Origin of the sequence: Oceanobacillus jeddahensis (genome assembly GCF_000750635.1) — a bacterium.
GTDB classification, from domain to species: domain Bacteria; phylum Bacillota; class Bacilli; order Bacillales; family Amphibacillaceae; genus Oceanobacillus; species Oceanobacillus jeddahense.
Window position 1 is genome coordinate 359,834 of record NZ_CCDM010000005.1, and the last position, 26,246, is coordinate 386,079.

Sequence of the window (26,246 nt, forward strand, 5' to 3'; positions counted from 1 at the left end):
AAATACTAATACAATGAATCGTGATAAGACTCACCGCAGGACTATAAAACAAAACTTCATTCGATGGGAGTTTTACGGGCGGTTCTCCGTGAAAAAATACTGCGACTTTTCAAGAATATGATATATCTTCTTGGCGAACAAACAGTTTTTTAGCCAGTACTTTTATTCTTACCATTCAACTTTTCCTAAAAGTATGGTATCATAAATATAAATGAATGACAATCAGTCAGTTTTAAAATTTTTCTAAAGGCGGTGTAGAGGTGGCTAAAACGTCAAACAAAAAAGAACTTATCTTAACAAGTGCCTATCGCGTTTTTAAAGAAAATGGCTTGGAAGATACACGTGTTTCTCAAATTGTTAAGGAAGCGGGGATTGCCCAAGGTACTTTTTATCTATACTATAATAGCAAAATGGACGTCCTGCCAGACTTAGCGCAGCAAATTATTTCTAATTATACGCAATATCTTGAAGAACATGGAGATATAGAGGCGGGGTTAGATTATAATTTACGATTGGCAATTGATCGCATTTTTGAAGCGAATCAAGAGGATAGAACGATTCCTTCCATTGTCTATGCAGGTATTACAAGAAGCGGAGATATTGATAAATGGGATTTAATTTATCGACCTTTATATGATCTCGTTGCAAACTATCTTGAGGCAGCTAAAAAGAATGGAGAAATTGGAACAGATATCAGTGCTAACTATTATAGTGAATTTATTATATCGTTGATTGAATCTACAGCAAGGGGCTTAATTCTTTTTCAACAATCTCCAGAAGAAATAGAAAAATATAAAGAAGAACTGTCCTCCTTTATATTAAATGCAGTATATTGGACGCCGGTAAAAGTAATTTAAGGTAATAAAAAACTTCGATTCTAGTTTCTTAGAATCGAAGTTTTTTATTACATGGAATATACAAAGCTTTTTAGCTTAATAATACTTCTTTTTTATTTTCCAATTGTAGTATTTCATTTATTTTTTCGTTTAAATCGGCAAATAAATCAGGATGCTCGGATAAAGAAATACCATATGAAGGAATCATTTCTTTGATTTGGGGCTCCCATTGTTTAAAATGATGCGGGAAGCAGCGTTGCAGGACATCAAGCATGACATCTACAGAAACAGAAGCTCCCGGAGAGGCTCCAAGTAAAGCGGCAATGGAACCATCTTCTGCAGTAATTACCTCTGTACCGAATTGGAGTGTCCCTTTTCCGCCTGCATCCGTGTCTTTAATAACCTGTACACGTTGGCCAGCTACGACAACATCCCATTCTCCGCTTTTAGCATTAGGAATGAATTCGCGCAAGTCTTCCATTCTTTTTTCATCAGAGAGGAGCACTTGTTGGATAAGGTATTTTGTCAATGCCATTTCTTTCGCGCCAGCTGCAAGCATTGTTGTTAAATTATTTGGCTTGATAGATCCGAATAAATCCAAATTGGAACCAGTTTTTAAAAACTTTGGTGAAAACCCGGCAAAAGGACCGAATAATAAGGAGCGTTTCCCATTGATAAAACGTGTGTCTAAATGCGGTACAGACATTGGTGGAGCTCCTACTTTTGCTTTTCCATAAACTTTCGCGTGATGATTCTCAGCAACCTCGGGATTATTACATACCATAAATAATCCGCTTACTGGGAATCCCCCAATATGCTTTGATTCCGGAATATTTGTTTTTTGTAATAATGGAAGGCTTCCGCCGCCGGCCCCAATAAAAACAAATTTTGCTTTATGGTGGGAAACCTTTCCATTGAACAGGTTTTTAACTTTTACGCTCCATAAATTATCTTTTGTGCGTGTGATGGATTCCACCTCATGTTTAAAGTAGAGGCGAGTGCCTTGATCTTCTAATTGATTAAATAGTTTACGTGTTAAACTTCCGAAGTTAATATCTGTGCCTGAATCAATTTTTGACGCAGCGATGGCTTCGTTTTTATCGCGGCCTTCCATCATAAGGGGAATCCACTCTTTTAGCTTTTCTTCATCATCTGATATTTCCATCCCTTCAAATAAGGGATTATCTTTTAGAGCTTCCACACGTTTCTTTAGAAACTCCACATTATTTTCACCTTCTACAAAACTTAAATGCGGTACATTTTGGATAAAGTCACTTGGATTATCTAACACACCCTGTTCAACAAGGTAAGACCAGTATTGTTTGGAAACTTGGAATTGTTCATTTATTTTTATAGCTTTCGTAATATCGAGTGAACCATCTGCCTGCTCTGGTGTATAGTTCATTTCACATAAAGCAGAGTGGCCTGTTCCTGCGTTATTCCATGCATCAGAACTTTCCTGAGCTGTTTGGCCAAGCTTCTCAAAAACATTAATCTGCCATTCTGGTTGCAGGGTTTTTAATAAGGAACCAATCGTGGCACTCATAATCCCACCACCGATTAAAATGACATCTGTTTGATTCGTATCTTTCCTCATCATTGTCACAAACCTTCCTAATCTAAAATTCTTGCATGTATACTCTTACAAAATAGAATTCTCTAAAAATAATGATTCAGTTGCTATTCAAAAAATATTTACCCACATTTTCTTATTATACTCCTTTTTGATAAAAGAAAAAAGATGTTTGAAGGAATAGGGCGGTAATAAGTATGAAAGAAGTACTGGAAAGGTGCTGCTATATCAGGTTATAAAAAACTGTCAGAACGAATTTTAAATAAATTAGTCCTGACAGTTGAAAAATTTTTGTAGCGGGAGACCCAATAGTCTGCTGCGGCCCGATCTACTCCTTAGGATTTTGTCCGGTAAAGGGGGAGTGTACAACACCTGAAAGAGCCGCCGGATTTAATAATTTCAGAGAAAGGAACTTCTAAAACATGATAACCAAGCTCTTTTAGCTGTTGATTTACCCGATTATTTTCAGGAAGGCTGATTACTTTTTTGTTCCCTATGGACAACACATTTGGCGCCATATTGAATTGTTCTTCTTTCGTTACTTCTACGAGGGTATATTGTTCCTTTAATACTTGATAGGCTGTCTCATTCATTCCATCTGGATAAATTAACGCGTACTTATCCTCTAAGATATTAAAGACACAATCCAAATGAAGAATATCTTCTCGTAATGGAATAGCTGTTATTTCCAAATGAGGAAATTGTTTACGAAGATAATCAATGGCAGTTTGTTTTGTACGCTGGCTTAAGCCAATCCAAATATGATCATTATCAATAATTACATCGCCGCCCTCTATACTTGTATCGGTAAAAGAGATATAGTCCAGATGCTTATCATACAGCCAATTTTTTAAAAGCTCTGTTTCTTCTTTGCGTATATCCCGCTCCATATTAGATACAAATAATTTATTATCGAGGGTAAAGCCGATATCGCGTGTGAAAACTTGTTCATTTAAGTGTGACTTTGTTGGAAGGGAAATGACCTCTGTTCCATTCTTTTTCAGCGTTTCGATAAAAAATTGATGCTGTTCCGTTGCTTTTTTAATATTAATATTTTCTTTTGCATAATAAGCCTGTGTTTCATTAATAACCGTTGTAATTTTCATAAAATCTGGCGGGACAACAATTACTTGGTGTAAGGAATCATACTCATTTTGACAGTGAATCATGTATTCATCTTTTTCATTTCTAATCATGCGGATTTTGCCCCCAATTCTTCTTTAGGAAACTCATTTCATTATATTTACTATTTAAACATAGTTTAACGCTTTTTCCGGAGCGGTTGATTAACCTGACAACATTGATAACCGCAGCCCCCAATATTCTTAACAAAGAAAGTAAGCGCTGCCCCAATGCTTTTCATACAGCCCAAGATTTCCATGATATTATCATTTTTTATTATGACGTAGATTTCAAAAAAAATCCATCTATTGTATGTTATGCTAGTAATAACTACTAAACATAATAAAGAAAGGAATGGAACCGTGAAAAAAAGGAATTATTTTTTATTTATTTTATTTTTAACCGTCTTTATCAGTGCATGTGCCAGCGGGAAAGAAGTAGATGCAGATAAGGAATTTGAAGAGGCAGAGCAAGCATATGCGATACCTGAAGACGAAGAATTACTCGATCTTTTCGCTGAACATGTAGAAGCTTTTAATGAAAAGGACATTGAAACATATATGGAAGCAATTCATCCGGATTCTCCAAGTTTTGAAGCTTCAAGAGAACATATGGAAAGCTTAAAAGATATAAATGTGGAATTAGAAATTAATGTAATATACGTAGAAGATAAAGATGAGACGACAGTTAATGTTTATATTGAGCAAGATACATATTTTCACGATGCTGTAGGGAAAAATAATCGCTTTGAGGCTACGCACGAGCTTCGGAGACATGGGCACGACTGGAAAGTTTATAGCACTAGTCCAATTAATCAGGTTGCTATTGATGAAAATGGAGAAGAGGTGGAAGTATCAGAAGAGGATATACTCCTGGAAGAGCTGGAGAATGAATCCGTGGAAGATATAGAAGGGGAATATGCAGACTTTATCAAAGATATAGATTTAAGCACGATAGAAGAGGATTTAACTTTTTATTCATATGAAGAAGATGTGGACTATGGCATATTGACATTTATCTTTTCAGAGGATCTTGATAGGCAGCTGACTGTCGAGGTATTAGCTGATGAAGCTGGTCCCAATGTTATTGAAGACTATGCCTATAATGTCGAGAGCAATTATGGCATAGAGGGAGTGGAAACACGTATTTTGGAACAGGATGATAATCAACTTATTTATACGGTTTCTTTTCCTGAAGAGATGGCTGGATACCCAGAACATGTACAGGTTGGTAAAGCGTACATAGATGGCAATAACTTGAATGCTTTAATCTATACAGAATTTGAGAAGCATGAACTAGAAGATGATGACATAGATGCATGGGTGGATAACCTGGAAGAAATTGAATAATGTAAAACATGAAAAATCTCCTCGTCAACTAAATAAATAACGTGGAGATTTTCATATTTCCTTTTTTTTCTTTTTGGATGATTTCTCATTTGGAATATATTTCGAATAGTGTACGGCAAAAATAAGGCATACCAAAGCAAGTCCCCATGCAGCAACACCACTCCAATAAAGTTGTAATTTAGCCCCAATATAGATGATAAGAATACTGATTAAAAAAAGAATTAACGTTAAATACCGTTTCATCTTGCTTCCCCCTAAAAATTTGAACACACACACTGATATGGATGATACCATAATGAATATTGTTTAGTCTTTCTTTTTAAATTTTAATCTATACTGATATTATAAAGGATATGTCAATTATCGTCATGATAGAAGCCTTTTGAGATATGGATATCTTCTTATTTTGAATTAGATATTTGAACAATATGTAAATAAATCAATAAAAACTTTTCCAAAGTATATTTTTTGAAACACTTTTGATAAAATAACTTGGTAGTGATGAAATATGAAGGAGAAAAGAATACATGGAGTGGAAAAATTTATATCGTGGTTTGATTATGGGATCCGTTGAAGTTGTCCCCGGGATAAGCGGTGGAACCATTGCTGTATTATTAGGCATTTATGAACGGTTAATTGCATCAATAAGCGGCTTTTTCAGTAAGGATTGGAAGAAACACCTCAGCTTTTTAGTTCCGTTAGGGATTGGTATGGTTACAGCTATTTTTTTATTTGCCAGAGTGATTGATTGGTTGTTTACCCATTATCCAATGCAAACCCAATTTTTCTTTTTGGGGCTGGTAATTGGTGTGATTCCTTACCTATACCAAAAGGCAGAAGGAAAAACAAAATTTCAAGCAAAGCAATATATACTGTTGATTATCGGGTTCATTATAGTTAGCGGGCTGGGAATTTTAAACCCGAATGAAGGACAGGTTATTCAAGATATTAATACAAATACCTATATCTTATTATTTATTGCAGGGTTTATCGGCAGTAGTGTGATGATTGTTCCAGGAATTAGCGGCTCTATGATAATGATGTTACTTGGTGTATATCCGACGATAATGGCAGCGATTAGTAATTTTCAGTTTTCTATTATTATTGTAGCAGGGGCTGGGATTGCACTTGGGTTCATTACTATGAGTAAAATTATTGCTTATTTTTTAAGAAATTATTTCACAAGTACCTATGCTATTATTATCGGGCTTGTTATCGGTGCTGTTACCATCGTATTTCCGGGTATCCCAGGAGGCGCCGGCAGTCTGGCTGTATGTGTTCTTTTGTTTATAGGCGGATTGATTGCAGCATTGACATTAGGCAGATTAGAATATAAATAACATAAGGATTGGAGAGATCATCATGCAAGCAATTAAAACAGAAGCAGCATTTCAAGAAATCATTCAGAGTGAAAAACCAGTTATTATTAAATTCTTTGCAGATTGGTGCCCAGATTGTAAACGTATGGATATGTTTATCGGGGAAGTCATGGAAGAATTCGAGAGCTATGATTGGTATGAAGTAAATAGTGATGAAGTATCCGGCTTAGCTGAAAAATATGAAGTAATGGGTATTCCAAGCATCCTTTTATTCCAAAATGGTGAGAAAATCGCTCATCAACATAGTGCTGACACGAAAACACCGGATTCTGTTACAGATTTCTTAAAACAGCAACTAGGCTAAGCGAGGTTTCTTTGCAAACTTCGTCTATGCATAAAATAAACTGTCCTCAAAAGATATTGAACGATAAAATGCGCTTTTTAAAGGCGGAGTTTTCAGGAAAGTAATTGTTCATATGGCTATTTGAGGCAGTTTTTTTGTACAATAAATTATAGCAGTGCAGATGAGCAAACACATTTCTGCTCCGCTAAAAAATTAGAAAACCCTTGTAAGCTATTTAAAAAAGAAAGGAGCACGGCCCATGGCAGAACGGATATTAATTGTAGAGGATGAACAAAAAATCAGCCGTGTTTTACAATTAGAATTAGATTATGAAGGCTATGAAACAACTGTGGCAGCAGATGGTAAACAGGCATTGGAATATATAGAAGCAGAAGAATGGGCACTTATTTTATTAGATATTATGATACCGGAATTAAGCGGTCTCGAAGTGTTAAGAAGAGTCCGCAGGCAAGAAAATGAAACACCAGTTATTTTATTGACTGCCCGTGATGAGGTGTATGATAAAGTAAACGGTCTTGATCTTGGAGCGAATGATTATATCACGAAACCATTTCAAATTGAAGAACTGTTAGCCCGGATTCGTGCGAATTTACGTAAAACCGTGCAGGTTACATCCAAAAAAGAGACATTACAAGTGGGAGATCTGCAAGTGGATACTGCCGCGTATGAAGTTACCCGCTCAGAGGAACCGATTGAATTGACCCCGCGAGAATATGATTTATTAGTTTGCTTATTAGAAAATAAAAACAGGGTACTCACACGCGAACAATTAATTGAAAAAGTCTGGGGTTTTGACTATATTGGTGAAACAAATGTAGTGGATGTCTATATCCGCTACCTGCGTCAAAAGATAGATAAAGGATATGATAAAGCATATATTCAGACAATACGTGGAGTAGGCTACTCGATTAAGGAAGGAAGCCAATGACATTACGTAAAAAAATTATCTTATTTTCATCAGTCTTTATGTTACTGGTCATCGCTATTTCACATACTGCGATTTACTTTTTATTTTACCGGACCGCTTCCAATGGAGAAATTGATCAACTTCAAATACAGGCAGACGCATTAGTGGAAGCCATCGGCGAGAATAACTCCCTATCAGAAGAAGCAATGGGAGAACTGTTAAAAGGTTACCTGCCGGCGAACGGAATCATTCGAATTATAAATGAAACAGAGAATGATGTTTTGCCTGTACAAGCAAGATCACAGCGTTATACGGATTTGGGAGTAAACTATACAACATCAGAAACAAGCCGTATTGTTCAAGATGATTCAGAAAGTCATTTTGCCATTATTGAAAAACCAATTATTTGGCAAAATGGAGATATTGTTACCGTTCATATAGCGAATGAATTGGTCTATTTAGATGAAACAATAGGTTCATTAACATATGTTCTTTTTTTCTCCAGTGCAGTACTGTTGATTCCAACAATTATAGCAAGTGTTGTCCTGAGCCGCTTTTTATTAACACCCATTCAAAAGTTAAAAGATACGATGCGGCGGAATATCCATAATAAAAATTGGCAGAAGATTGACATAGAAAGTCGCTTCAAGGATGAGAATTGGGAAAAAAGTGATGTGAAAAAACGTAACAAAGACGAGATCTATGAAATGGAAATCACATTTAATGAAATGATTGATTCCTTAAAAGAAAACTTTGAGAAGCAGGAAGCTTTTGTATCCAACGCATCGCATGAATTAAAGACGCCGATTCAGATTATAAAAAGCTACGCCCAGCTTATTGAGCGGCAAGGGAAGAAGCGTCCAGAATTATTAGATGAATCTGTAGGCGCAATTGATTCAGAGGCTGATCGCATGCAAAAGCTTGTGGAGCAACTGCTTTTATTAGCAAAGCATAAAAATGAGAACAAAAAGCAGGAAATAAATATACGGGAAGTAGTAGAACAAGTTATCCAGACCTTCCAAAAAGCATATCCCGATCGGGAAATCCAGTTTGACGCAGAAGCAGGTAATTATAAAACGTCTGGAAATATCGATCAAATCAAACAAATTCCATATATATTAATTGAAAATGCCTTGAAATATAGTGAAGAAGCTGTTTTGATAAAGATGCGGATAGAAACGGAGAAAATCCAAATTCAATTTCAAGATGATGGGGAAGGGATTGCACCAGAAGAACAGGAAAAGATATTTGACCGTTTCTACCGTGTGGACCGGGCGAGAAATCGAGAAACAGGCGGAACTGGACTGGGTTTAGCCATTGCAAAAGAAATTATTGAAATACACGGCGGTGAAATCACTGTGGAAAGCGAAGTTGGTCAGGGGTCTGCATTTACATGGACACTTTTAAAATAAACATTTCATTCTCATCAAATTCTAATCGAATTATCATGGATTCATAAAAAGAATCCTTTATACTATAGGAAAAGGAGTGATAGGGTGTGCGGAAGAAAATAATCTGGGTAATCAGCGCCCTGGCAGTGTTTGCTATTGTTGGTTTAACCGTATATCAGACAAACGCGACATCTTCTAATCCGGATCTTAGCATGGAGGAAATCAGTGAATTTGTCAGTAATCAATATCCTGGTCAACAAACGGAGCCTGAGTTGAGCGTTGAGAATGGTGAGCCGGTTTATCAGATGGAAGTTACGCAAGATCAGGGCGTCTATTCTTTAAAGGTTAATGGAGATACAGGACAGATTATTGACCTGACATCCGTGGAAAGAACGGCTGAAAACAAGAAGGAAGAAACTGAAAAAGATACCGAGCATCAAGAGGAAGACAACAATGAGGATTCGGAATCAGATAACAACTCGGAAACAGATGAAGAAAAAACACAGGATAATTCTAATGATCAAGCGACAGAAAATGATGCTGTAATATCCCATGAAGAAGCAATGGAAATCGCCAGAAATGAATTTCCCGGAGAAGTAACCGATCTGGAAATGGATTCGGATGACGACATTTTAGTCTATGAGATTGAAATTGTTAACGGAGAAGACGAAGCAACGATTGAAATTAATGCCTATACAGGTAATATCGTTTCGCTTGAAATTGATATAGATGATTAAAAATATTCTTCAGTAAAATCTGGATGAACACCAAAATTCTTTTTTAGAATTTGAGTTTATCCAGATTTTTTTATAGGAGGGCGAGGTTAAATCAGAAGGTTATGTTAATATTAAAATAAATCAAAAAATGGAGGTTGCTTCATCATTGAAAAAATATAAATGTTCTCAAAAAAAGACGGAAATAGGGTTCAAAAACCGTGATGCAGAAAGGCAGTATTGGAAGAGGTACAACACTTTATTGAATCAATGGCCTGACGTTACCCATAATAAGGTAGAAACACCACAAGGGACTTCTCATATTCTGATTTGCGGACCGGATGATGCTCCTCCGCTTGTTTTACTACATGGAAGGTTTACTCCGAGCGTATCTTGGACGCCTATGATAAATGAACTTTCCCAATCTTACCGTATTTATGCAATTGATACAATTGGAGAGCCTGGGCTAAGTGTAAGTAATGGCTTACCTCTGCGATCGGCAGAAGATTATGTAGAATGGCTGTCAGCAACTTTAGATGGGCTACAACTTGATCAGATTCATATTGCTGCACATTCATTTAGTGGTTGGTTTGCAACCCATTTCGCACTTTCTTTTCCAGACCGTGTTAAAACCCTGACACTTCTTGACCCTGCTCAAGTGTTTGCTCCTTTCACACTGCAGTGGTTATCTTACTGTCTAATACCTTATTTTTTTCCGACAGAACGTAACATTCATTCTTTTTATAATCGGATGGCACAAGGAAAGAAAGTTAATTCTGATATTCTGGAATTAATAATTATTGGAATGACTTCCTATCGGGCGAATAAGGAGGAAGCTTCTCTTATACCCAATTCAAAGTTAAGAAATCTAAGTGTGCCTACACAACAATTACTAGCCAGTGATACAGTTGTACATCGGAAACAAAAGGCTTGGAAAAGAGCAAAAAAACTTACTCCTCATGTACAGACAGTGATAATTGATGAATGCTCCCATATGATTCCTGATGATCAGCCTGAAGTAGCCGTTAATTTGATATTAAACTTTACACTTGGTAACCGAGTAACAAAACCTATATGGAAATAAATAAAAGCTCTAGTTCTTCATTTTCATTTCCTGATAATGTATTTCTCATGAAATTCTAATCTTACTCAAATGGTGTTGTCATTATTACCAGGTAAGATGTAATTAATAAGAAATAAGGAGGAAAAACAAATGAACAAAAAAATTGGAATGATTGCTGGAGCAGTTGCATTAGCAGGAGTGGTCGGGACAGGAATTTACCATGCAGAGGCATCAAGTTCAAATGAAGGCCAGGTGCAAATTGTTGAAGAAGAAAATATAACAATGGAAGATGCAACAAAAAAATTGGAAGAAGAATATCAAGGAACCATTAAAGAATTAGAATTAGATAAAGAAGGAAATAAACTATACTATGAAGCAGAAATTATTGTAGAAAATCAAGAATATGATGTGAAAATGGATGCTGGATCTGGTGAAGTGGTCTATGAAGAGGTAGACGATGACGGATATGATGATGATAGATACGATGATGACAGAAATATGGAAGAGAACCAACAGGATACAACAGTAGAAAATGAAAATAGTAACAGCAAAAGTAATTTAATTGCACAAGAAAAAGCAGTTAAGATTGCAAAACAACAATTTGACGGAGAAGTTGTGGATATGGAATTAGATTACGATGATGGCAGATATGTTTATGAGTTTGAACTTGTGAATGGACAGCAAGAAGCTGATATCGATATTCATGGCGAAACAGGAGATATTCTTTCTCTAGAAGTAGAATATGAAGATGATTAATTAAAAATAATACGCACTATAAGCAATAAAAAAAGAGGATTAATTAGTCCTCTTTTTTTGCGTATATGTGTTTTATACGTAAGGAAATAGGGTAATTTAAAATAAGTAAATGTTTGAGAAGGGATCAATTAGGAGGATTTTTTATGAAGAAGGTTACATTGTTTATCAGCGAAGACAGTAAAGCCTCAGATAAGGTAAAAGCATTTCTAGATAAAAATGATGTTACCTATGAACTAAAAAACGTAACCAAAAATAAAACATATTTAAAGGAATTACAGGAAATAAAGATTTTTGGAACACCAACACTTTTTATTGACGGTAAGAAAATAGAAGGAATCCAAGAGAATAAAATCCTTTATGAATTAGGGTTAGCTAATCATTCCAGTGAGGATGCATTTTCTTTTGAAAATGTGTTTAGAGATGAATAAAGGATATGCACATATAAACTTTCATTTGCATAAAATGGTAGTAATCTAAAACTAAAATTTAAGTTCAAAAAGACATACTTAAAAGGAATAAGTCGATTAAAGTCTGTGAATTTGAGTTTTCTAACACGTTAGAAAGGTATAAAATTTTAGGTATTAAGTATAAAAGCAACGAAGGAGATCAATCCTGAGCCTTATAAAGCATGGATTGCCAAGTTTCCTTTCACGTGTTCATTTGATTGGAGTTTTTGAATACTTCTTAAAAAGGCAAAAGAAGGTGAGAGATGTGCAATATCAACCATCATATCAAAAAAACGCATCCCCGAATGGATTGAATAGAAATCATCCGTATACACCAATTTCTTCAAATATCAATCAGCGCAATACGAGGCAAGAGCTTACTCCATATGATTTATTTACAAAACCAGAGTTACCAACGCAGTATTTAATGTCTCAGCAACAAATTCAGACGCAACCAGGTATTAATGGTGCCGGTGGGACAAATGAAAATAATCCGTTTAATTTTGATACAGTAATCAGCAAAGTGGGACAATTAGCAAGTACTTACCATCAGGTTTCCCCTATTGTCAAACAGTTTAGCACATTTGTAAAAGGTTTCATGTAGGTATATATCAATCAAATCTAGAAATGATAAGATTACCCTCCCAAAAAAATCAGGGAGGAAATTCCATTAAGTTTACACGTTAAGAAGGTATGAATATTTTTAAGGAATAAGATCCTGGGATCCGTTATTCTAATGCCTGAGTTGAGTAATCGCAGTCAAACTAAAGCAAACCTATGCCTTCTCAGGTTAGGTTTGCCAATTTGTAAAAGGAGTAGAAAATCATGAAAGGATGTTTAATTATTCATGGGTATACTGGAGGGCCCTATGAAGTGGAACCATTGGCAAATTATTTAAGAAATAGTACAGACTGGCATATAGAGGTGCCAACTTTGCCGGGACACGGGACAGAACTAAATTTGGAAGATGCTTCTTATGAAGGATGGATTCAAGCGGCAGAAGAAGAACTTCAAAAGCTTATGAAACACTTCGATATCGTTTATATTATCGGATTTTCTATGGGAGGAATGATTGCCTCTTATTTAGCAGCAAAATATGAAATAGCTAAGCTTGTGCTCTTAGCTACTTCTGGAAAATATTTATCCTTAAGGCAGCTGGGATTAGATGTTGCTGGCGTAATTGGAGATGGATTGCGCGGCCATTTAAAAGAAAATCAATTATTTAATCATTATAAAAACAAAGTGGGCGTTGTCCCGTTCAAAGCGCATATAGAGTTCATGAAGTTAGTCCGATTTACAAGGAAGTATCTAGATAAAGTGAATTCTCCAGTATTAATTGCTCAAGGCCAACTTGATGGAATGGTTCCGTATAAAACAGCTTATTATCTAGATAAGGAAATTCACTCAGAGAAAAAAGAAGTTGTCTTCTTTGAAAGATCCAAACATTTAATTTGCCTTGGAACTGACAAAGACACATTAAACAATATGGTTTATGATTTTCTGGTGGAATCATCTGCATAATAAAATGCTGGGACAAACTCCCAGCATTTTTGTAAATTATTTTTTAAAGAAAGAAATAACAAGCGCACCTTCCCCGCCGTATGTTGAGATAAGCGGACCTGATTCTTCTAAAATTGCGTCGTTGAAAGCATATTTACTACGAATTTTTTCAAGTACGTTTAATGCTCTTTCTTTGTCACGGCAATAGGTCATTGTAATGACTTTATTTTCGGTATCTTGTGTATATTCACCAATCTGGTCAACGAATCGTTTTAAAGACTTCTTTTCTCCCCGAACTTTTTCTGCAACATCAATAGCCCCTTCATTAGTTGCTTTCATGAGTACTTTTATATTTAACGTCTTTGCAATTTTTCCTTTAATTTTTTCTAAACGGCCGCCTAAAACAAGATTATCTAAACTTTTTAATACAAATAAAGTAGCAGTTTGTTCAATGCGCTCTGTTAAATGACGGACTAACTCATCAAATTCATACTTTTCTTCTATTTTTTTATTTGCTTCATGCATGAGCAGACAGATACCACAGGAAGCAGTTTTCGTATTAAGTACTTCAATAACACGGTCAGGCTCTTCCTCTAGTAGCATCTCTTTCCCTGCTAATGCGTTCGCATAGGTACTGCTGATTTCATTGGAGATACTTAACATTAAAATTTGCTTTTCTGACGGAATTTGTTTATATGCTTCATAGAAATCAGAAGGGCTGGGAGCTGCTGAACGTGGCACTTCACCTAATTCTTTTACTTTCTGATGAAATAATTCAATATCCATCGTTTGCCCGCTTTTGTATTGACCATCACTAAAATGAAGATATAATGGAACAATTTCTACATGAAGTTTATTTTTTAAGAATAAAGGTAGATCAGCAGAGCTGTCTGTCATTAATTGAATTGTCATTGATTCACCTGCTTTATACGTATTTATTTATGGTTCTTTGTTGAAATAGTAACTTTGTTTTTTCGTGATGTACTAAGGATAAATAGAAATAATCCAAATACAATAATCGTGCCACCCAGAAACTGCGCCCAGGTTGGCGTTTCATTTAAAATAAGAAAAGCAAGGATGCTTGCGCCAATCGGTTCAAATACAATTGCCATGGAAATCGTGGATGTACTCAACCATTTTAACGACCAATTAAAAAGAGAATGTCCTAAAAAAGTTGGTATAATTGCTAAAGCAATAAAAATCCACCAATGATCGGCTGGATAAGAGAAGAAATTTTCTTGCCGAATGATATTAAACAGCGTTAATATGACGACACTGATCCCATAAACAATAAATGTATAGGTAATTAAAGAAACATTTTTCCGTACATGCTGTGCCGATAAGAAATAGATGGTTACAGCAATTGCTCCGAGTAAAGCAAGCATGTCCCCGTACATTGCATCACCGGATAATTGAAAATCTCCGGATCCGATGATCAATCCGCCGAGTAAAACAATGAAGATGCTAATGATAGCTCCAGATGAAAAACGTTCGCCAAAGATAAAATATGTCCCGATAAAGGCGAAAATTGGTTGAAGTGATATAAGCACAACGCTGCTGGCGACAGAGGTATAATTCAGGGATTCAAACCACAGAATAAAATATAGAGCAAGAAAGGAGCCTGCAAGAATGGAAAGCCACCAATTTTTTTTTGAAATACGTTTAAACTCATACTTATAATGAAATAAAATAAATGGTAATAAGAGTAAAACGGCAAATAAGAGACGATAGTTGGCTATAATAGAAGCAGATGCTTCTGTTGCAAGCCGGACAAAAATTGCTGATGTAGATATAGAAAAGACCCCAATAACAACTGCAGCTTTAGGGTTGAATGCAGAATGACGCATGATGTAAACTCCCTTTTCGCATTTTCAACATGATGTATTTACTTCTTTTGAATTATATGTTCAAAGTGAAGAGCAGGATGTGGGCGTATGATGTGATTTAAGTCCTTTCCACGGATAAGTGAGTAATTTTTTCTAAAAAGGAGCTGGAAATACCTAGTGCATACGCATACAAAGCTAATTATATTTTATCACGTTACGAAAAAAAAATCATTTTAATCTGTATACTAGATATCTGTTACATAAATATGGTATCATTAGGAGAGCATTTTTTAGAGGCCTCTTACCTTATTGAAATTGGTTATGCCTTTTTTGTACTTTAAACGTTGATAATGAATACGCACTGGAAATATGTTATTCGTTAATTGCTGATGTGGGGTGAAGTATTCATTCAATCAGCAATTTTTAAGTGGTAAATCAGTAATAGAATACATGTGTATAAGAGTATAGAAGCAGGATGATCTATAAAGCTCGCTGCTTCTTTTCCGGGTTACTCAGAGATTTTTACTGATTTGTATAATAAGATGAAAAGTATGAGAAACTCTTTATAACTCTTCTTTTATAAGGCCTCTTTTGCAATAAAAAACAAAAAGGAGTCGACGATTACGTGACTAAATTTAATGAACTAGGTGTTTCTGCGCCAATAATGAAAGCTTTAGAAGAAATGGGGTTTGAAGAAGCAACTCCTATTCAGGCAGAGACAATTCCATATGCGCTGGAAGGACTTGATGTGATTGGACAAGCGCAAACAGGTACAGGGAAAACCGCTGCATTCGGTATTCCTTTGATTAATAAAATAAATCCAAAATTAAGAAAGGTACAAGGGTTAATTGTTGCACCTACACGTGAACTGGCTATTCAAGTAGCTGAAGAAATTAACCGTCTATCTAAATTCAAGCGTATACGGGCACTTGCAATCTTCGGTGGATCACCAATGGACCGGCAAATTCGTGCATTAAAAGACGGTCCACAAATTGTGGTAGCAACACCAGGACGTTTAATGGACCATATGCGCCGCAAAACGATCCGTATTGATGAAGTGCATACAGCCGTTCTTGATGAAGCAGATGAAATGTTGAACATGGGCTTTATTGATGATATCCGCGAGATTTTAAAAGGGATTCCAGAAGACAGACAAACATTGCTTTTCTCTGCGACAATGCCAAAAGAAATTCGTGATATTGCAACCACGCTTATGAAAGAGCCAAAGGAAGTTAAAGTAAAAGCAAAAGAAATGACGGTAGAAAATATTGATCAATATTTTATTGAGATTCCAGAGAAATTTAAGTTTGAAACGTTAAATAACCATTTGGATATTAACTCTCCGGAGTTAGCTATCGTTTTTGCAAGAACCAAAAAACGTGTGGATGAAATCACAGAAGGGCTTCAAGCACGCGGTTACCGTTCTGAAGGGATTCATGGTGATTTAACACAAGGTAAGCGTATGTCTGTACTGAATAAATTTAAACAAGGACGCGTGGATGTACTTGTTGCAACAGACGTAGCAGCACGTGGATTAGATATTTCCGGTGTAACGCATGTGTATAATTTTGATATTCCACAGGACCCTGAGAGCTATGTTCACCGTATCGGCAGAACCGGCCGTGCAGGAAAAACCGGAGAAGCTATTTCCTTTATTACACCAAGAGAGATGGCTCATCTAAGCCTGATTGAAAAAACAACGAAAAGTAAAATGAAGCGTCTGACACCGCCTACCAACCAGGATGCCCGTCGCGGACAGCAGCAAGTAACGATTGATAAAATGAAAAAGGCAATTGATCAAAAAGATTTGAAGCCTTATTATGAAGCAGCGAAGGAATTATTAGATGATCATGATTCCGTAACAGTTATTGCAGCTGCAATCAGTATGATGACAAAAGAAAGAAGAGATACACCTGTACGGATTTCTTCTGCTGCACCGATCAGTGTGAAAAAAGCGAAAGACGATAATCGTCGCAGCAATAATAAAAAACGCTATTATGGTGGACGTGGACAAGGCGGAAGAAACCAAGGCGGTAGAAACCGCAAAAATAATAAAGGAAATTTCCAGCGTAAAAGAAGAGATGACCGTTAATTTAACAGAAATAAAAAGAAGCATTGGACATTGTTCTAACGAATATTGTCCAATGCTTCTTTTTTTGTTACTCAACTTTCACACCTAAGTATATATAACTTGCTATTTCAGGATGAACATTTTCTCCATTACCATACTTGCTTTTTGATTAAATATCCAGCTATTTTGGAATTGGTAATTGTGTATAGCTCCCGCTCAGGCCAACCACTCCGCTTTCCGCCGCAGCTGTATTTTACACTTCACCTTCTATTCTTTGTCAAGGGAGTTATCGAAGGAACGATCACCCCCTGTTTCTATGGAAATGAAGTTACTTTTTAATATGCGAAAATTGAGTTATTAAAGTCTGTGATTTAATCATTTTATTTATGGGAACTCAAGTTCTGTAATGGATTTAACTATATATGATACACTTAGGTTATCTAAATTCACGATATAAACATTACTGCTTGTCCAACTAACGGGACCGTTATGTTAAAGAAGGGAAATGTAATGTAAGATTTTGAAAGGGGGTTAATAATGCTATACAGGTTTACTATTATGACTCAAGAGCAGGCTGAAGATATTGCCTTTAACTGGCATTACGATGGAGATTATTCTTTTTATGATATGGAAGCTGACAAAGAAGATTTGGATGAATTTTTAGACCCTGAACAACGGGGGGACTCAACGTTTGCTGTAACAAAAGAAAATGAACTGGCTGCATTCTTTAGTATTAGTGAAACTGCCGGTAGAACGTTTGAAATTGGTTTAGGAATGAGACCGGATTTAACTGGGCAAGGGAGTGGTATGGAATTTTTAAAGGAGGTTTTGAGTTTTGTTGAATTGACGTACAAGCCTGAAAAAATAACGTTAGCAGTGGCGACGTTTAATCAAAGAGCAATAAAAGTTTATAGAAAAGTTGGTTTTACAGATGTTGAAACGTTTATACAGAATACAAATGGAAGCACCTTCAAATTCTTGAAAATGGTATATGAATGTTAAATTTAGCTTTTCCACTAACGCGTGCATATACAGTATGCTTTGACTAGAAAAAAGAAGCATTCCCTATTTACGGAGAATGCTTCTTTTAAATAATTGCCTTATTCTGAGAGCTCTGATCTTGCTTCCCGATCTGCAATAATCGTTACATTGGAATGTTTTTGTAAAATAGAAGCCGGAAAATCTTCCGTTATCGGTCCATTTACTAATTTATCTAATGCTTCTGCCTTTTGTGAACCAGATACTAAAAGAATAATTTCTTTGGATTGCATAATCGAATCGATTCCCATAGTAATAGCTTGTAATGGTACGTCCTCAATCGAATTAAAGAAGCGGGCATTTGCTTGGCGTGTTGATTCATCCAAATCAACAATATGGGTCTGCATAGAGAAAAGTGTCCCAGGTTCATTGAAACCAATATGTCCATTTAACCCAATTCCTAAAATTTGAATATCGATCCCGCCAGCTTGTTGAATGGCTTTTTCATATCGATTACATTCTTCCTGTAAATCATTTGCATCACCGTTTGGCAGATTAGCCTGGTCACTATTGATATCAATATGATCAAACAAAAGATGATGCATGTAATAGTAATAACTTTGATCATCGTCTTTGCTGAGTCCAACATATTCATCTAAATTGAAGGTTGTCACATTTTTGAAGGAAACATTCCCTTCTTTATAAGTTTGAATGACTTCCTTGTAAAGACCTTCTGGTGTTGACCCGGTTGCTAAGCCTAGTACACTGTTTGATTTTTTGTTTACCTGCTCAATTATCTTGCTGGCAGCCAGCTCGCTCATTTCTTTATAATTTTCTGCTTTAATAATATGCATGCATCTGTCCCCTTTTTATGAAAAAATACTAAATACTATTTATCTTCATTATAAAGCTTTTGTAGAGCTTCTGCCACTGCTTGTACCTGAGTTCCAACAATGATTTGTAAGTTATTTTTACTTACCTGCTGAATACCAGGAACTCCTGTTTTCTTAATGCCGTCTTGATTCACTTTATCCATATTTCGAATTTCTAAGCGCAGCCTGGTTGCGCAATTATCGATGGAATCAATATTTTCTTTTTTGCCAAGATGGGCATAGATAGATTCTGCCATCACCGTATGTTTGTCTTTGGTTTCATTGCTTGCTTCTGAATCTCCACTTTGCTCTTCAACTAATTCGTCATCATCCTGGCGTCCAGGAGTTTTTAAATCTAGCTTTACAATTAAGAAACGGAATAAGAAATAGTAAATAACTGCAAATACCAGACCCTGTACGATAAGCATATATGGCTGATTTGCTAAAGGTAACCGGAAACTCAGGAAGTAATCGATTAAACCGGCGCTGAATGTAAATCCTGCTGTCCATTGGAACGTTGCTGCAATAAACAGAGATAAACCAGTAAGTACAGCGTGAACGAAATATAATACAGGTGCTAAGAACATAAACGCGAATTCAAGCGGTTCTGTTACTCCTGTAAAGAACGCAGCAAAACCTACTGCCATTAATAAAGACGCTGCTTGCTTACGTTGTTTTGTTTTTGCTGTATGATACATAGCTAATGCAGCTGCTGGAAGCCCGAACATCATAATCGGGAAGAATCCGGCCATGTATCTGCCTGTGATACCAAGTTCTCCATTGCCATCCCAGAAGTTTCCAATATCATTAATGCCTGCTACGTCAAACCAGAATACATTATTTAATGCGTGATGGAGACCAGTTGGTATTAATAAACGGTTAAAGAACCCATATAGACCTGCACCAGTAGCTCCTAAGTTACTAATCATTGTTCCGAAGCTGACTAACCATCCATATACAATTGGCCACACAAAGAGAACCACGATGGAAACGACTAGCATTGTTGCCGCAGTTAAAATAGGAACGAGACGTTTTCCGCTAAAGAAAGCAAATGCGTCTGGTAAAGAAACATGGCTAAAGCGGTTATACAATGCTGCAGAAATAAGACCGGCTAAAATTCCAATAAAAACATTTTCGATACCATCGAAAGCCATGTCCACTTGACTCAAATCAATTTGCAGTAAACTTGCGACACTCTCCGACTCTAATACTTTTGTAATTACAAGATAACCGACAAGTCCGCTTAAGGCAGCAGCTCCGTCTTTTGCTTTTGTCATACCTATAGCAACCCCGACTGCAAATAGAATTGCCAGTGAAGAAAGGATTGCATCTCCGCCACTGATTAAAAAGGCTGCAAGACGAAGATCGGCTTCAAAGAAACTATCAATCCAATGTCCAATTCCCATAAGAACAGCAGCTGCAGGCAATACTGCAACCGGTAACATCAACGATTTACCAAGGTTCTGTAAATATTTAAACATGGTTTATATCCCCCTTAGGTTTTATTTAATACCATTATAGCCATAAGAAATAAAATTTGTACATACATTTTTTGGGTATAGGTATAAAATACTCATTTATTGATACGAATATAGATAAATTTATGTTATTTGTAACAACAAATATAAAGTTGTAAATTGTCAAAAAATCTGACTAATAAGAGGTTTCAGTATAGTTATTGACGGAATATTTACTTCAATTATTATATTTGTACTATTTGTTATGATGATATTTTGTTGATTGTCACTTAGGAGCAAATACCTTACGTTAAAATAGGTGGAGTTTTTGAATATATTACTGACACGTGGAAGCTTTATCAGCTTATTTTTTTATTTATTACACGATATTAATTCTAAAAAGCTGATAGACTTTTTCAGTATTATATAAATAAATTTAAATACCATTGAATCAACGTATCTCCAAGAAAATAAGTAAATAGAGCTCCGAAAGCAATAAACGGTCCAAAAGGAAAGGGTTTACTCCGTTGAATGATATTAAAATAAAGCAGAGCACTTCCGATCAATGCTCCGGAAATACAAGCTAGCAAAAAGGTTGCAATAATCTGAGAAAAACCTAATACAATCCCGAGTACTGCCATTAGTTTCATATCTCCTGCCCCCATTCCTTGTTTGTTCCATAAGATGACGATAAAAATAATAAAGAACCCAGTAAGACCTCCTGCTATAGGATCCCACCAAGGCTCCAACGGTTCTATTATGCGTACAAGAATAAAAATAGGGAGAAAAAAAGCTAATATATTATTTGGAATGACCATATAATATAGGTCGGTTAGCATGATAATCATTAGCAGTGATATAAATAAAAGAGAGAGGAGAAGCTCTGTAGGAGAAGTCGCGTGAAAATAGCAGAGAACAAAGAGAAATCCAGTGAAAACTTCTGTCAGAGGGTATAAATAAGAAATGGGATCAAGACATTTCCGGCAACGACCTTTCAGTAATAGATAAGATAGGAGGGGAATGTTATCATACCAAGCGAGCTGATAGCTGCAGGAAGGACATATAGAGCGCCCGCTGGCAAACGGAATTTTTTGAGGAAGACGAATTCCGACAACCATAAAAAATGAACCAAAAATAATTCCAAACAAGAAAAAAATGAGTGAAGTGTAGATTTCCATAAGAAACCTCCTTATTTAGTTTGAGGGGAATTTCGGAGTGGTTTTATTATAGCATAAAGAAAGATTGATTTTGATAATAGATTGTTTTTTCTGCAAAATAAAAAGCCGGCCATGAAAAGCTCATGTCCAGCTTATTATTTTTATCACGGAGAACCGCCCGTAAAACTCCCGCCTCAAAATAAAGAGTAATAATGAATTTATTTAGGCGGGAGATAACGGGCGAAAACTCCCACTGAATGAAGTTTCGTTTTATAAAATATTCGCCTGTCCTAATAACCATAAAATAGCGATAATACCGACAATAATCCATAACATATTTTTCCGGATAGCCTCTGGCATTTTTCGTTTTTTATTCCAACGGTTGGGGTCAAATTGGGGGCCATCGTCATCATCTCCATATTTTCTTTTTCGCGGACGTGGGCGTGCCCAAGGGGAATAACTTTTTACACCTGCCAAAAGAAGTGGAGCATAGATGAAACCACTAAAAATACCAAATAAATGCCCTAATATACTGATGTTACTTCTTACAAAAGTCATTACAAGCGCCATAGCGACAATTACACCAATAATTTGACTGCTGGACTGATCGATTAACTCTTTACGGAAAACAATCATATAGACATAGATCCCGAATAAACCAAAGACTGCTCCAGATGCACCTAAATGAGCGTAGGTAGGTGATTCGATAAGGTAAATGCCAATATTTGCTGTAGCTGCAGTTCCAATATAGGCCAGGATAAATTTCACTTTGCCAAGCATTTGTTCTAGCGCAGGACCGAATAAAACAAGGGAAAAGGAATTAAACAGCATATGCATCAATCCGGCATGCAGAAAAATTGGCGTAAAGATTCTCCACCATTCTCCTTGTCCGATCCAATAGTTACTTCCTATCCCATACCCTTGTATAAAAGTACCGATTTGTAAATTTAAAAAATCAATGATAAACCAGAGAAATATATTAATTCCGACAATAATGGTAACAACAGGGTATAATTCAAAAAATTCTTTAATGCTCCGTTCCGTTCTTATAAACATATTGTGCCTCCCATAGCCAACGCTTCAAACTGAATAAGTTATCCTATATAATATAATAAGTAATTATAAAGATTATGACCATTAAAAAGGCGTAACTATACATGGAATAACGTTTAGGAGTAGTGACGATGATACTTGGAATAGGTGTTGATATTGTTGAACTAGCAAGGATAAAACGGCTGCTTGAGAAAAACAACCGTTTTTCAGAGCGCATTTTAACGAAAGCAGAACAAGAAAAAGCAATGGGGTTATCCGCTCACAGACGTACAGAATATGTAGCGGGACGATTTGCTGCCAAAGAAGCCTTTGCTAAAGCAAATGGAACAGGGATAGGAAAACTAAGCTTTCAACAAATTGAAATTCGTAATCATGCCAATGGAGCGCCGAAAATGCAGGCCGAGGGGATGGAGGATGTTCATATCCATTTGTCTATATCGCATAGCAGGGAGTATGCAATTGCACAGGTATTATTAGAAAAATAATAGAAGTAAAAAGAAATTAGAATTGTAAAAATGCATAAACGCATAGTTTGTCTCATATATTTTATTGCGGTAGGAGGGAACGAATTTGTATATTGTTACCGCGGAAGAAATGTACAAGGTTGATAGGGAGACCATCAGCACGATTGGACTTGATGGAAAGATACTCATGGAGAATGCAGGTAGGGAAGCAAGTAAGGAAATAGAGAAGCGAATAACCAAAGAAGATAAGGCGGTCATTTTGATTGGCAGCGGTAATAATGGCGGAGATGGTTTTGTCATTGCCCGCGTCCTGGCAGAAGCAGGTTATTCTATCAAAGTGGTTCAGGTTGCAAAAGACGAAAAAATTACAGGAGATGCAGCTTATCATAAGGAAGTTTATCAACAATTTGGCGGTCAGGTGGAACATTATTATGAAAATATAAAAGATGCAGCTCTCAAGGAAGCAGATGTGATTATTGATGCAATGCTTGGTATTGGCGTGCGTGGTGAATTAAGAGGAGATATATTAACTGTAACGAAACAAGTAAATAAACAAAATGCCTATGTTATTTCCATCGATATACCAAGTGGATTACCGGCAGAGGAAGGTATCGCACATTTTCAAGCCATCGAAGCAGATGCTACCATTATGATTGGTGCTGTAAAACAATCTGCAGTATGCAAGAACACATCTTCCTATTATGGAGAATGGATTGTAGTGGATATTGGATTCCCGGAAAAACTCTTTCACACGCATACAAAAAGGCGTTTATGGCAGCAATCTGATTTTCAGGAATCTTTTCCAAAGCGGGAAGTGAATTCCCATAAAGGGAATCATGGAAGAGGCCTGGTTATCGGAGGCAGTGAATCAATGCCAGGATCTGTTCTAATGACAACCAAGGCAGCTTTGCGAACCGGAGCAGGGTTATTGACGACTGCATCTGTTAAAAATGTGATTTCCATGATTGCAGGAAAAAGTCCTGAAGCCATGTATATTTCTACATCAGAAACAAATGGCTGTATCACTGGAATAGATAACATTGAGCTATCGGGATTTGATGCAATTGCTACCGGAGTGGGATTAGGGAGGAGTGATGAGACTGCAAAAGGAATATTTCCATCATTACTCCAGTTTAATGGCCCAATTATTATCGATGCTGATGGCCTTTACCATCTGAAGCCATATTTAGCCGCGTTCGCGTCAAGACAAGCTCCACTTATTTTAACGCCGCATCCTGGTGAGTTAGCGGCATTAATGGATGTATCTGTCTCTGACTTACTTATGGAGCCTTTTAAATATAGCTCTGAATTTACAAATCGGTTTAATTGCTATCTTCTGTTAAAAGGGAAATATACCATTATTACTGATCCGGATGGAAACCAGATAGTGGAGTCCAGTGGAAATCCAGGACTTGCCAAAGGTGGCAGTGGAGACGTATTGACCGGAATGGTTTTAGCAATGGTGATGCAAAGCAGATCTATTTTCGAAGGAATAAACAATGCTTGCTTCTTGCACGGAAAATCTGCAGACTTGCTAGTTCAAGAAAGGCATTCGGAACAAGATTTATTGGCAGGAGATGTCATTCAAGGTATTCCGAAAGCAATCCGTACATTTTCTTAAAGATTGATGTGGTGTTTTGTTAACAAATCGTTCCCTTTGTTAAATGAGACAAGGGAGATATGCTAATGATAAATAGACGTTTTTTCAGTGTCGTTTTACTACTAGGTGCATTGAGTTTGATACTGGCAGCATGTGGAGAAAAAACGCAGGAAGATGTCGTGGAAGAATTACAAGAAACAGTGACAGAATTAGAGGGTTATAAAGCAACAGCAGATATGACGATGAATACAAGTGAACAAGAGCAAACTTCTTTAATTGATATATGGTATCAGGCAGAAGACCAATACCGTGTAAAGCTTGAAAATGAAGCTGAGCATTATGAAAGCCAAGTTATTTTAAAAAATACAGATGGTGTATTTGTACTGACTCCAGCATTGGAGAAAAGCTTTAAATTTCAGTCGGACTGGCCAGGAAACAGCAGTCAGCCATATCTTTTCCAATCACTTGTAAATGATGTTGTGAATGATCCGGAAGCGCAATTTGAAACAACAGAAGATCATTATATTTTTAGAACAAAAACAAATTACCAAAGCAACAATAATTTACCAGCTCAAGAAATTTACTTTGATAAGTCCGACTATACGCCAGTAATGGTTAATGTGTTAAATCAAGATGGAGAACCGCTGGTTAATGTAACTTTTCATGGTTTTGATTTAGATGCAACTTTCGCAGAAGATGATTTTTCGGTGGAGAAAAACATGGAGCAGAAAACAGATGATGAAAGCTCTAGTGTAGAAGAAGGAGAAGCGGTTGAAACAACTGCTCAGGAAGTTCGCGAGCTCTATCCTACATTTACGGCTGGGGCAGAAATGGCAGATAAACAAGAAGTTTCTTTAGAGGATGGAGAACGAATTATTACCACCTTTGAGGGAGAGAAAAACTTCACACTTGTCCAGGAAATCAGAGAGACTGCCACAGTGAGCTCGGCTCCAGAAGTAGTGAATGGAGATATTGTGAATCTTGGTGCTACCGTCGCAGGCCTAGAAGATAATGTATTAAAGTGGAGTTACCAAGGTGTTGATTATCAATTGGCAAGTACGGAGCTGACAAAAGAAGAAATGATTGAAGTCGCACAATCTGTCCAAGGACAATTAGTAAAATGATATGGCTAATACAAAAGCAGGCTCCTAAACTTGAGCCTGCTTTTGTGTATTCTGTTTTCACTTCAGAGGTATGATTTTAACATATTGGCATATAATTAATAGACAGGTATTTATTTCGCTGCATAATTTAGTTAAAGTATTCAATCTATAATATGGATGGTTCATTGATAATCCTAAACCTGATAAAAAAGTGTGTAACTACTGATAATGCAATGTAAGCAGTGGAGTTTACTTCAAGGATTTGTGTTTCATTACCCTACTGAAAATCGTCCGGGTGATAGCTATGAACTTGTTCTTAAGAATGA

26 protein-coding genes are annotated in these 26,246 nt (G+C 36.4%); 17 read left to right on the plus strand and 9 right to left on the minus strand.

Features of this window, described 5'->3' with window-relative positions:
* The first annotated feature begins 260 nt into the window (after positions 1–260).
* Positions 261–857 (plus strand): TetR/AcrR family transcriptional regulator, encoded by a 597-nt coding sequence (locus BN986_RS20410; RefSeq protein WP_040983571.1) that lies wholly within the window; start codon positions 261–263, stop codon positions 855–857.
* A 70-nt stretch (positions 858–927) separates the two neighbouring features.
* Here the strand turns inward: BN986_RS20410 and mqo are convergent, their stop codons facing one another.
* Both mqo and BN986_RS20420 read right to left on the minus strand, forming a co-directional pair.
* The gene (gene mqo, locus BN986_RS20415) at positions 928–2,433 is read right to left on the minus strand and encodes a malate dehydrogenase (quinone) (RefSeq protein ID WP_040983821.1); all 1,506 of its coding nucleotides are present in this window, start codon (positions 2,431–2,433) and stop codon (positions 928–930) included.
* Between the two features lie 311 nt (positions 2,434–2,744).
* Entirely contained in the window at positions 2,745–3,605 is an 861-nt protein-coding gene (locus BN986_RS20420) for a dimethylarginine dimethylaminohydrolase family protein (protein ID WP_244445059.1), read from the minus strand.
* 288 nt (positions 3,606–3,893) lie between these two features.
* Between BN986_RS20420 and BN986_RS20425 the strand changes: the two genes are divergently transcribed.
* Entirely contained in the window at positions 3,894–4,880 is a 987-nt protein-coding gene (locus BN986_RS20425; protein ID WP_040983573.1) for a TcaA NTF2-like domain-containing protein, read from the plus strand.
* 51 nt (positions 4,881–4,931) lie between these two features.
* On the opposite strand, the gene BN986_RS20430 is transcribed toward BN986_RS20425, so the two are convergent.
* Positions 4,932–5,123 (minus strand): hypothetical protein, encoded by a 192-nt coding sequence (locus BN986_RS20430; RefSeq protein WP_040983575.1) that lies wholly within the window; start codon positions 5,121–5,123, stop codon positions 4,932–4,934.
* Between the two features lie 284 nt (positions 5,124–5,407).
* Between BN986_RS20430 and BN986_RS20435 the strand changes: the two genes are divergently transcribed.
* From BN986_RS20435 to BN986_RS20480, 10 genes are all read left to right on the plus strand, one after another.
* The gene (locus BN986_RS20435; RefSeq protein ID WP_040983577.1) at positions 5,408–6,220 is read left to right on the plus strand and encodes a DUF368 domain-containing protein; all 813 of its coding nucleotides are present in this window, start codon (positions 5,408–5,410) and stop codon (positions 6,218–6,220) included.
* Between the two features lie 22 nt (positions 6,221–6,242).
* Positions 6,243–6,563, plus strand: a complete 321-nt coding sequence (locus tag BN986_RS20440; protein WP_040983579.1) for a thioredoxin family protein — start codon at positions 6,243–6,245, stop codon at positions 6,561–6,563.
* A gap of 238 nt (positions 6,564–6,801) precedes the next feature.
* Positions 6,802–7,491 carry a response regulator transcription factor gene (locus BN986_RS20445; protein WP_040983582.1) on the plus strand — a complete coding sequence of 230 codons (690 nt, stop codon included), beginning with the start codon at positions 6,802–6,804 and terminating at the stop codon, positions 7,489–7,491.
* A complete protein-coding gene (locus BN986_RS20450; protein WP_040983585.1) occupies positions 7,488–8,882 on the plus strand; it encodes a sensor histidine kinase in 1,395 nt (464 codons plus the stop codon). The genes BN986_RS20445 and BN986_RS20450 overlap by 4 nt, the downstream gene beginning before the upstream one ends.
* Positions 8,883–8,968: 86 nt before the next feature.
* Positions 8,969–9,598, plus strand: coding sequence for a PepSY domain-containing protein (locus BN986_RS20455; RefSeq protein ID WP_052400978.1), 630 nt, complete (start codon positions 8,969–8,971; stop codon positions 9,596–9,598).
* Positions 9,599–9,836: 238 nt separating this feature from the next.
* A complete protein-coding gene (locus BN986_RS25855; protein WP_187378595.1) occupies positions 9,837–10,658 on the plus strand; it encodes an alpha/beta fold hydrolase in 822 nt (273 codons plus the stop codon).
* 129 nt (positions 10,659–10,787) lie between these two features.
* Positions 10,788–11,393 (plus strand): PepSY domain-containing protein, encoded by a 606-nt coding sequence (locus tag BN986_RS20465; protein WP_052400982.1) that lies wholly within the window; start codon positions 10,788–10,790, stop codon positions 11,391–11,393.
* A gap of 143 nt (positions 11,394–11,536) precedes the next feature.
* The gene (locus tag BN986_RS20470; protein WP_040983587.1) at positions 11,537–11,821 is read left to right on the plus strand and encodes a glutaredoxin family protein; all 285 of its coding nucleotides are present in this window, start codon (positions 11,537–11,539) and stop codon (positions 11,819–11,821) included.
* Between the two features lie 283 nt (positions 11,822–12,104).
* Positions 12,105–12,443, plus strand: a complete 339-nt coding sequence (locus BN986_RS20475; protein WP_052400984.1) for a hypothetical protein — start codon at positions 12,105–12,107, stop codon at positions 12,441–12,443.
* Positions 12,444–12,664: 221 nt separating this feature from the next.
* On the plus strand, positions 12,665–13,360 hold the full coding sequence (locus BN986_RS20480; RefSeq protein ID WP_040983588.1) for an alpha/beta hydrolase: 696 nt from the start codon (positions 12,665–12,667) through the stop codon (positions 13,358–13,360).
* Positions 13,361–13,396: 36 nt separating this feature from the next.
* On the opposite strand, the gene BN986_RS20485 is transcribed toward BN986_RS20480, so the two are convergent.
* A complete protein-coding gene (locus BN986_RS20485) occupies positions 13,397–14,251 on the minus strand; it encodes a DegV family protein (RefSeq protein ID WP_040983591.1) in 855 nt (284 codons plus the stop codon).
* A gap of 23 nt (positions 14,252–14,274) precedes the next feature.
* Complete coding sequence (locus BN986_RS20490) at positions 14,275–15,186, minus strand: DMT family transporter (protein WP_040983593.1); 912 nt, start codon at positions 15,184–15,186, stop codon at positions 14,275–14,277.
* 604 nt (positions 15,187–15,790) lie between these two features.
* Between BN986_RS20490 and cshA the strand changes: the two genes are divergently transcribed.
* Entirely contained in the window at positions 15,791–17,257 is a 1,467-nt protein-coding gene (cshA, locus tag BN986_RS20495; protein ID WP_040983595.1) for a degradosome RNA helicase CshA, read from the plus strand.
* Between the two features lie 516 nt (positions 17,258–17,773).
* Positions 17,774–18,238, plus strand: coding sequence for a GNAT family N-acetyltransferase (locus BN986_RS20500; RefSeq protein ID WP_040983597.1), 465 nt, complete (start codon positions 17,774–17,776; stop codon positions 18,236–18,238).
* A 98-nt stretch (positions 18,239–18,336) separates the two neighbouring features.
* Here BN986_RS20500 and nagB read toward each other — a convergent pair whose 3' ends face one another.
* The 4 genes from nagB to BN986_RS20520 form a co-directional block, all read right to left on the minus strand.
* Positions 18,337–19,068 (minus strand): glucosamine-6-phosphate deaminase, encoded by a 732-nt coding sequence (gene nagB, locus BN986_RS20505; protein ID WP_040983599.1) that lies wholly within the window; start codon positions 19,066–19,068, stop codon positions 18,337–18,339.
* A gap of 35 nt (positions 19,069–19,103) precedes the next feature.
* Positions 19,104–20,567 carry an N-acetylglucosamine-specific PTS transporter subunit IIBC gene (nagE, locus tag BN986_RS20510; protein WP_040983601.1) on the minus strand — a complete coding sequence of 488 codons (1,464 nt, stop codon included), beginning with the start codon at positions 20,565–20,567 and terminating at the stop codon, positions 19,104–19,106.
* A gap of 398 nt (positions 20,568–20,965) precedes the next feature.
* Positions 20,966–21,721: a prepilin peptidase gene (locus BN986_RS20515; RefSeq protein WP_040983603.1), complete on the minus strand. Its 756-nt coding sequence runs from the start codon at positions 21,719–21,721 to the stop codon at positions 20,966–20,968.
* Between the two features lie 249 nt (positions 21,722–21,970).
* A complete protein-coding gene (locus tag BN986_RS20520; RefSeq protein ID WP_040983605.1) occupies positions 21,971–22,756 on the minus strand; it encodes a rhomboid family intramembrane serine protease in 786 nt (261 codons plus the stop codon).
* Positions 22,757–22,884: 128 nt separating this feature from the next.
* Here BN986_RS20520 and acpS point away from each other — a divergent pair, with 128 nt between their 5' ends.
* The 3 genes from acpS (at position 22,885) to BN986_RS20535 (ending at position 25,941) form a co-directional block, all read left to right on the plus strand.
* Positions 22,885–23,238 carry a holo-ACP synthase gene (acpS, locus tag BN986_RS20525; protein ID WP_040983607.1) on the plus strand — a complete coding sequence of 118 codons (354 nt, stop codon included), beginning with the start codon at positions 22,885–22,887 and terminating at the stop codon, positions 23,236–23,238.
* Between the two features lie 85 nt (positions 23,239–23,323).
* Positions 23,324–24,838, plus strand: coding sequence for a bifunctional ADP-dependent NAD(P)H-hydrate dehydratase/NAD(P)H-hydrate epimerase (locus tag BN986_RS20530; protein WP_040983609.1), 1,515 nt, complete (start codon positions 23,324–23,326; stop codon positions 24,836–24,838).
* Between the two features lie 65 nt (positions 24,839–24,903).
* Positions 24,904–25,941, plus strand: coding sequence for a LolA family protein (locus tag BN986_RS20535; RefSeq protein ID WP_040983612.1), 1,038 nt, complete (start codon positions 24,904–24,906; stop codon positions 25,939–25,941).
* The last annotated feature ends 305 nt before the right edge of the window (positions 25,942–26,246 follow it).

Coding starts and splice junctions, on each gene's coding strand:
- mqo (WP_040983821.1), bottom strand. CDS start 2,433: ATGAGGAAAGATACGAATCAAACAGATGTCATTTTAATCGGTGGTGGG.
- BN986_RS20420 (WP_244445059.1), bottom strand. CDS start 3,605: ATGATTAGAAATGAAAAAGATGAATACATGATTCACTGTCAAAATGAG.
- BN986_RS20430 (WP_040983575.1), bottom strand. CDS start 5,123: ATGAAACGGTATTTAACGTTAATTCTTTTTTTAATCAGTATTCTTATC.
- BN986_RS20435 (WP_040983577.1), top strand. CDS start 5,408: ATGGAGTGGAAAAATTTATATCGTGGTTTGATTATGGGATCCGTTGAA.
- BN986_RS20440 (WP_040983579.1), top strand. CDS start 6,243: ATGCAAGCAATTAAAACAGAAGCAGCATTTCAAGAAATCATTCAGAGT.
- BN986_RS20445 (WP_040983582.1), top strand. CDS start 6,802: ATGGCAGAACGGATATTAATTGTAGAGGATGAACAAAAAATCAGCCGT.
- BN986_RS20450 (WP_040983585.1), top strand. CDS start 7,488: ATGACATTACGTAAAAAAATTATCTTATTTTCATCAGTCTTTATGTTA.
- BN986_RS20465 (WP_052400982.1), top strand. CDS start 10,788: ATGAACAAAAAAATTGGAATGATTGCTGGAGCAGTTGCATTAGCAGGA.
- BN986_RS20470 (WP_040983587.1), top strand. CDS start 11,537: ATGAAGAAGGTTACATTGTTTATCAGCGAAGACAGTAAAGCCTCAGAT.
- BN986_RS20480 (WP_040983588.1), top strand. CDS start 12,665: ATGAAAGGATGTTTAATTATTCATGGGTATACTGGAGGGCCCTATGAA.
- BN986_RS20485 (WP_040983591.1), bottom strand. CDS start 14,251: ATGACAATTCAATTAATGACAGACAGCTCTGCTGATCTACCTTTATTC.
- BN986_RS20490 (WP_040983593.1), bottom strand. CDS start 15,186: ATGCGTCATTCTGCATTCAACCCTAAAGCTGCAGTTGTTATTGGGGTC.
- BN986_RS20500 (WP_040983597.1), top strand. CDS start 17,774: ATGCTATACAGGTTTACTATTATGACTCAAGAGCAGGCTGAAGATATT.
- nagB (WP_040983599.1), bottom strand. CDS start 19,068: ATGCATATTATTAAAGCAGAAAATTATAAAGAAATGAGCGAGCTGGCT.
- nagE (WP_040983601.1), bottom strand. CDS start 20,567: ATGTTTAAATATTTACAGAACCTTGGTAAATCGTTGATGTTACCGGTT.
- BN986_RS20515 (WP_040983603.1), bottom strand. CDS start 21,721: ATGGAAATCTACACTTCACTCATTTTTTTCTTGTTTGGAATTATTTTT.
- BN986_RS20520 (WP_040983605.1), bottom strand. CDS start 22,756: ATGTTTATAAGAACGGAACGGAGCATTAAAGAATTTTTTGAATTATAC.
- acpS (WP_040983607.1), top strand. CDS start 22,885: ATGATACTTGGAATAGGTGTTGATATTGTTGAACTAGCAAGGATAAAA.
- BN986_RS20535 (WP_040983612.1), top strand. CDS start 24,904: ATGATAAATAGACGTTTTTTCAGTGTCGTTTTACTACTAGGTGCATTG.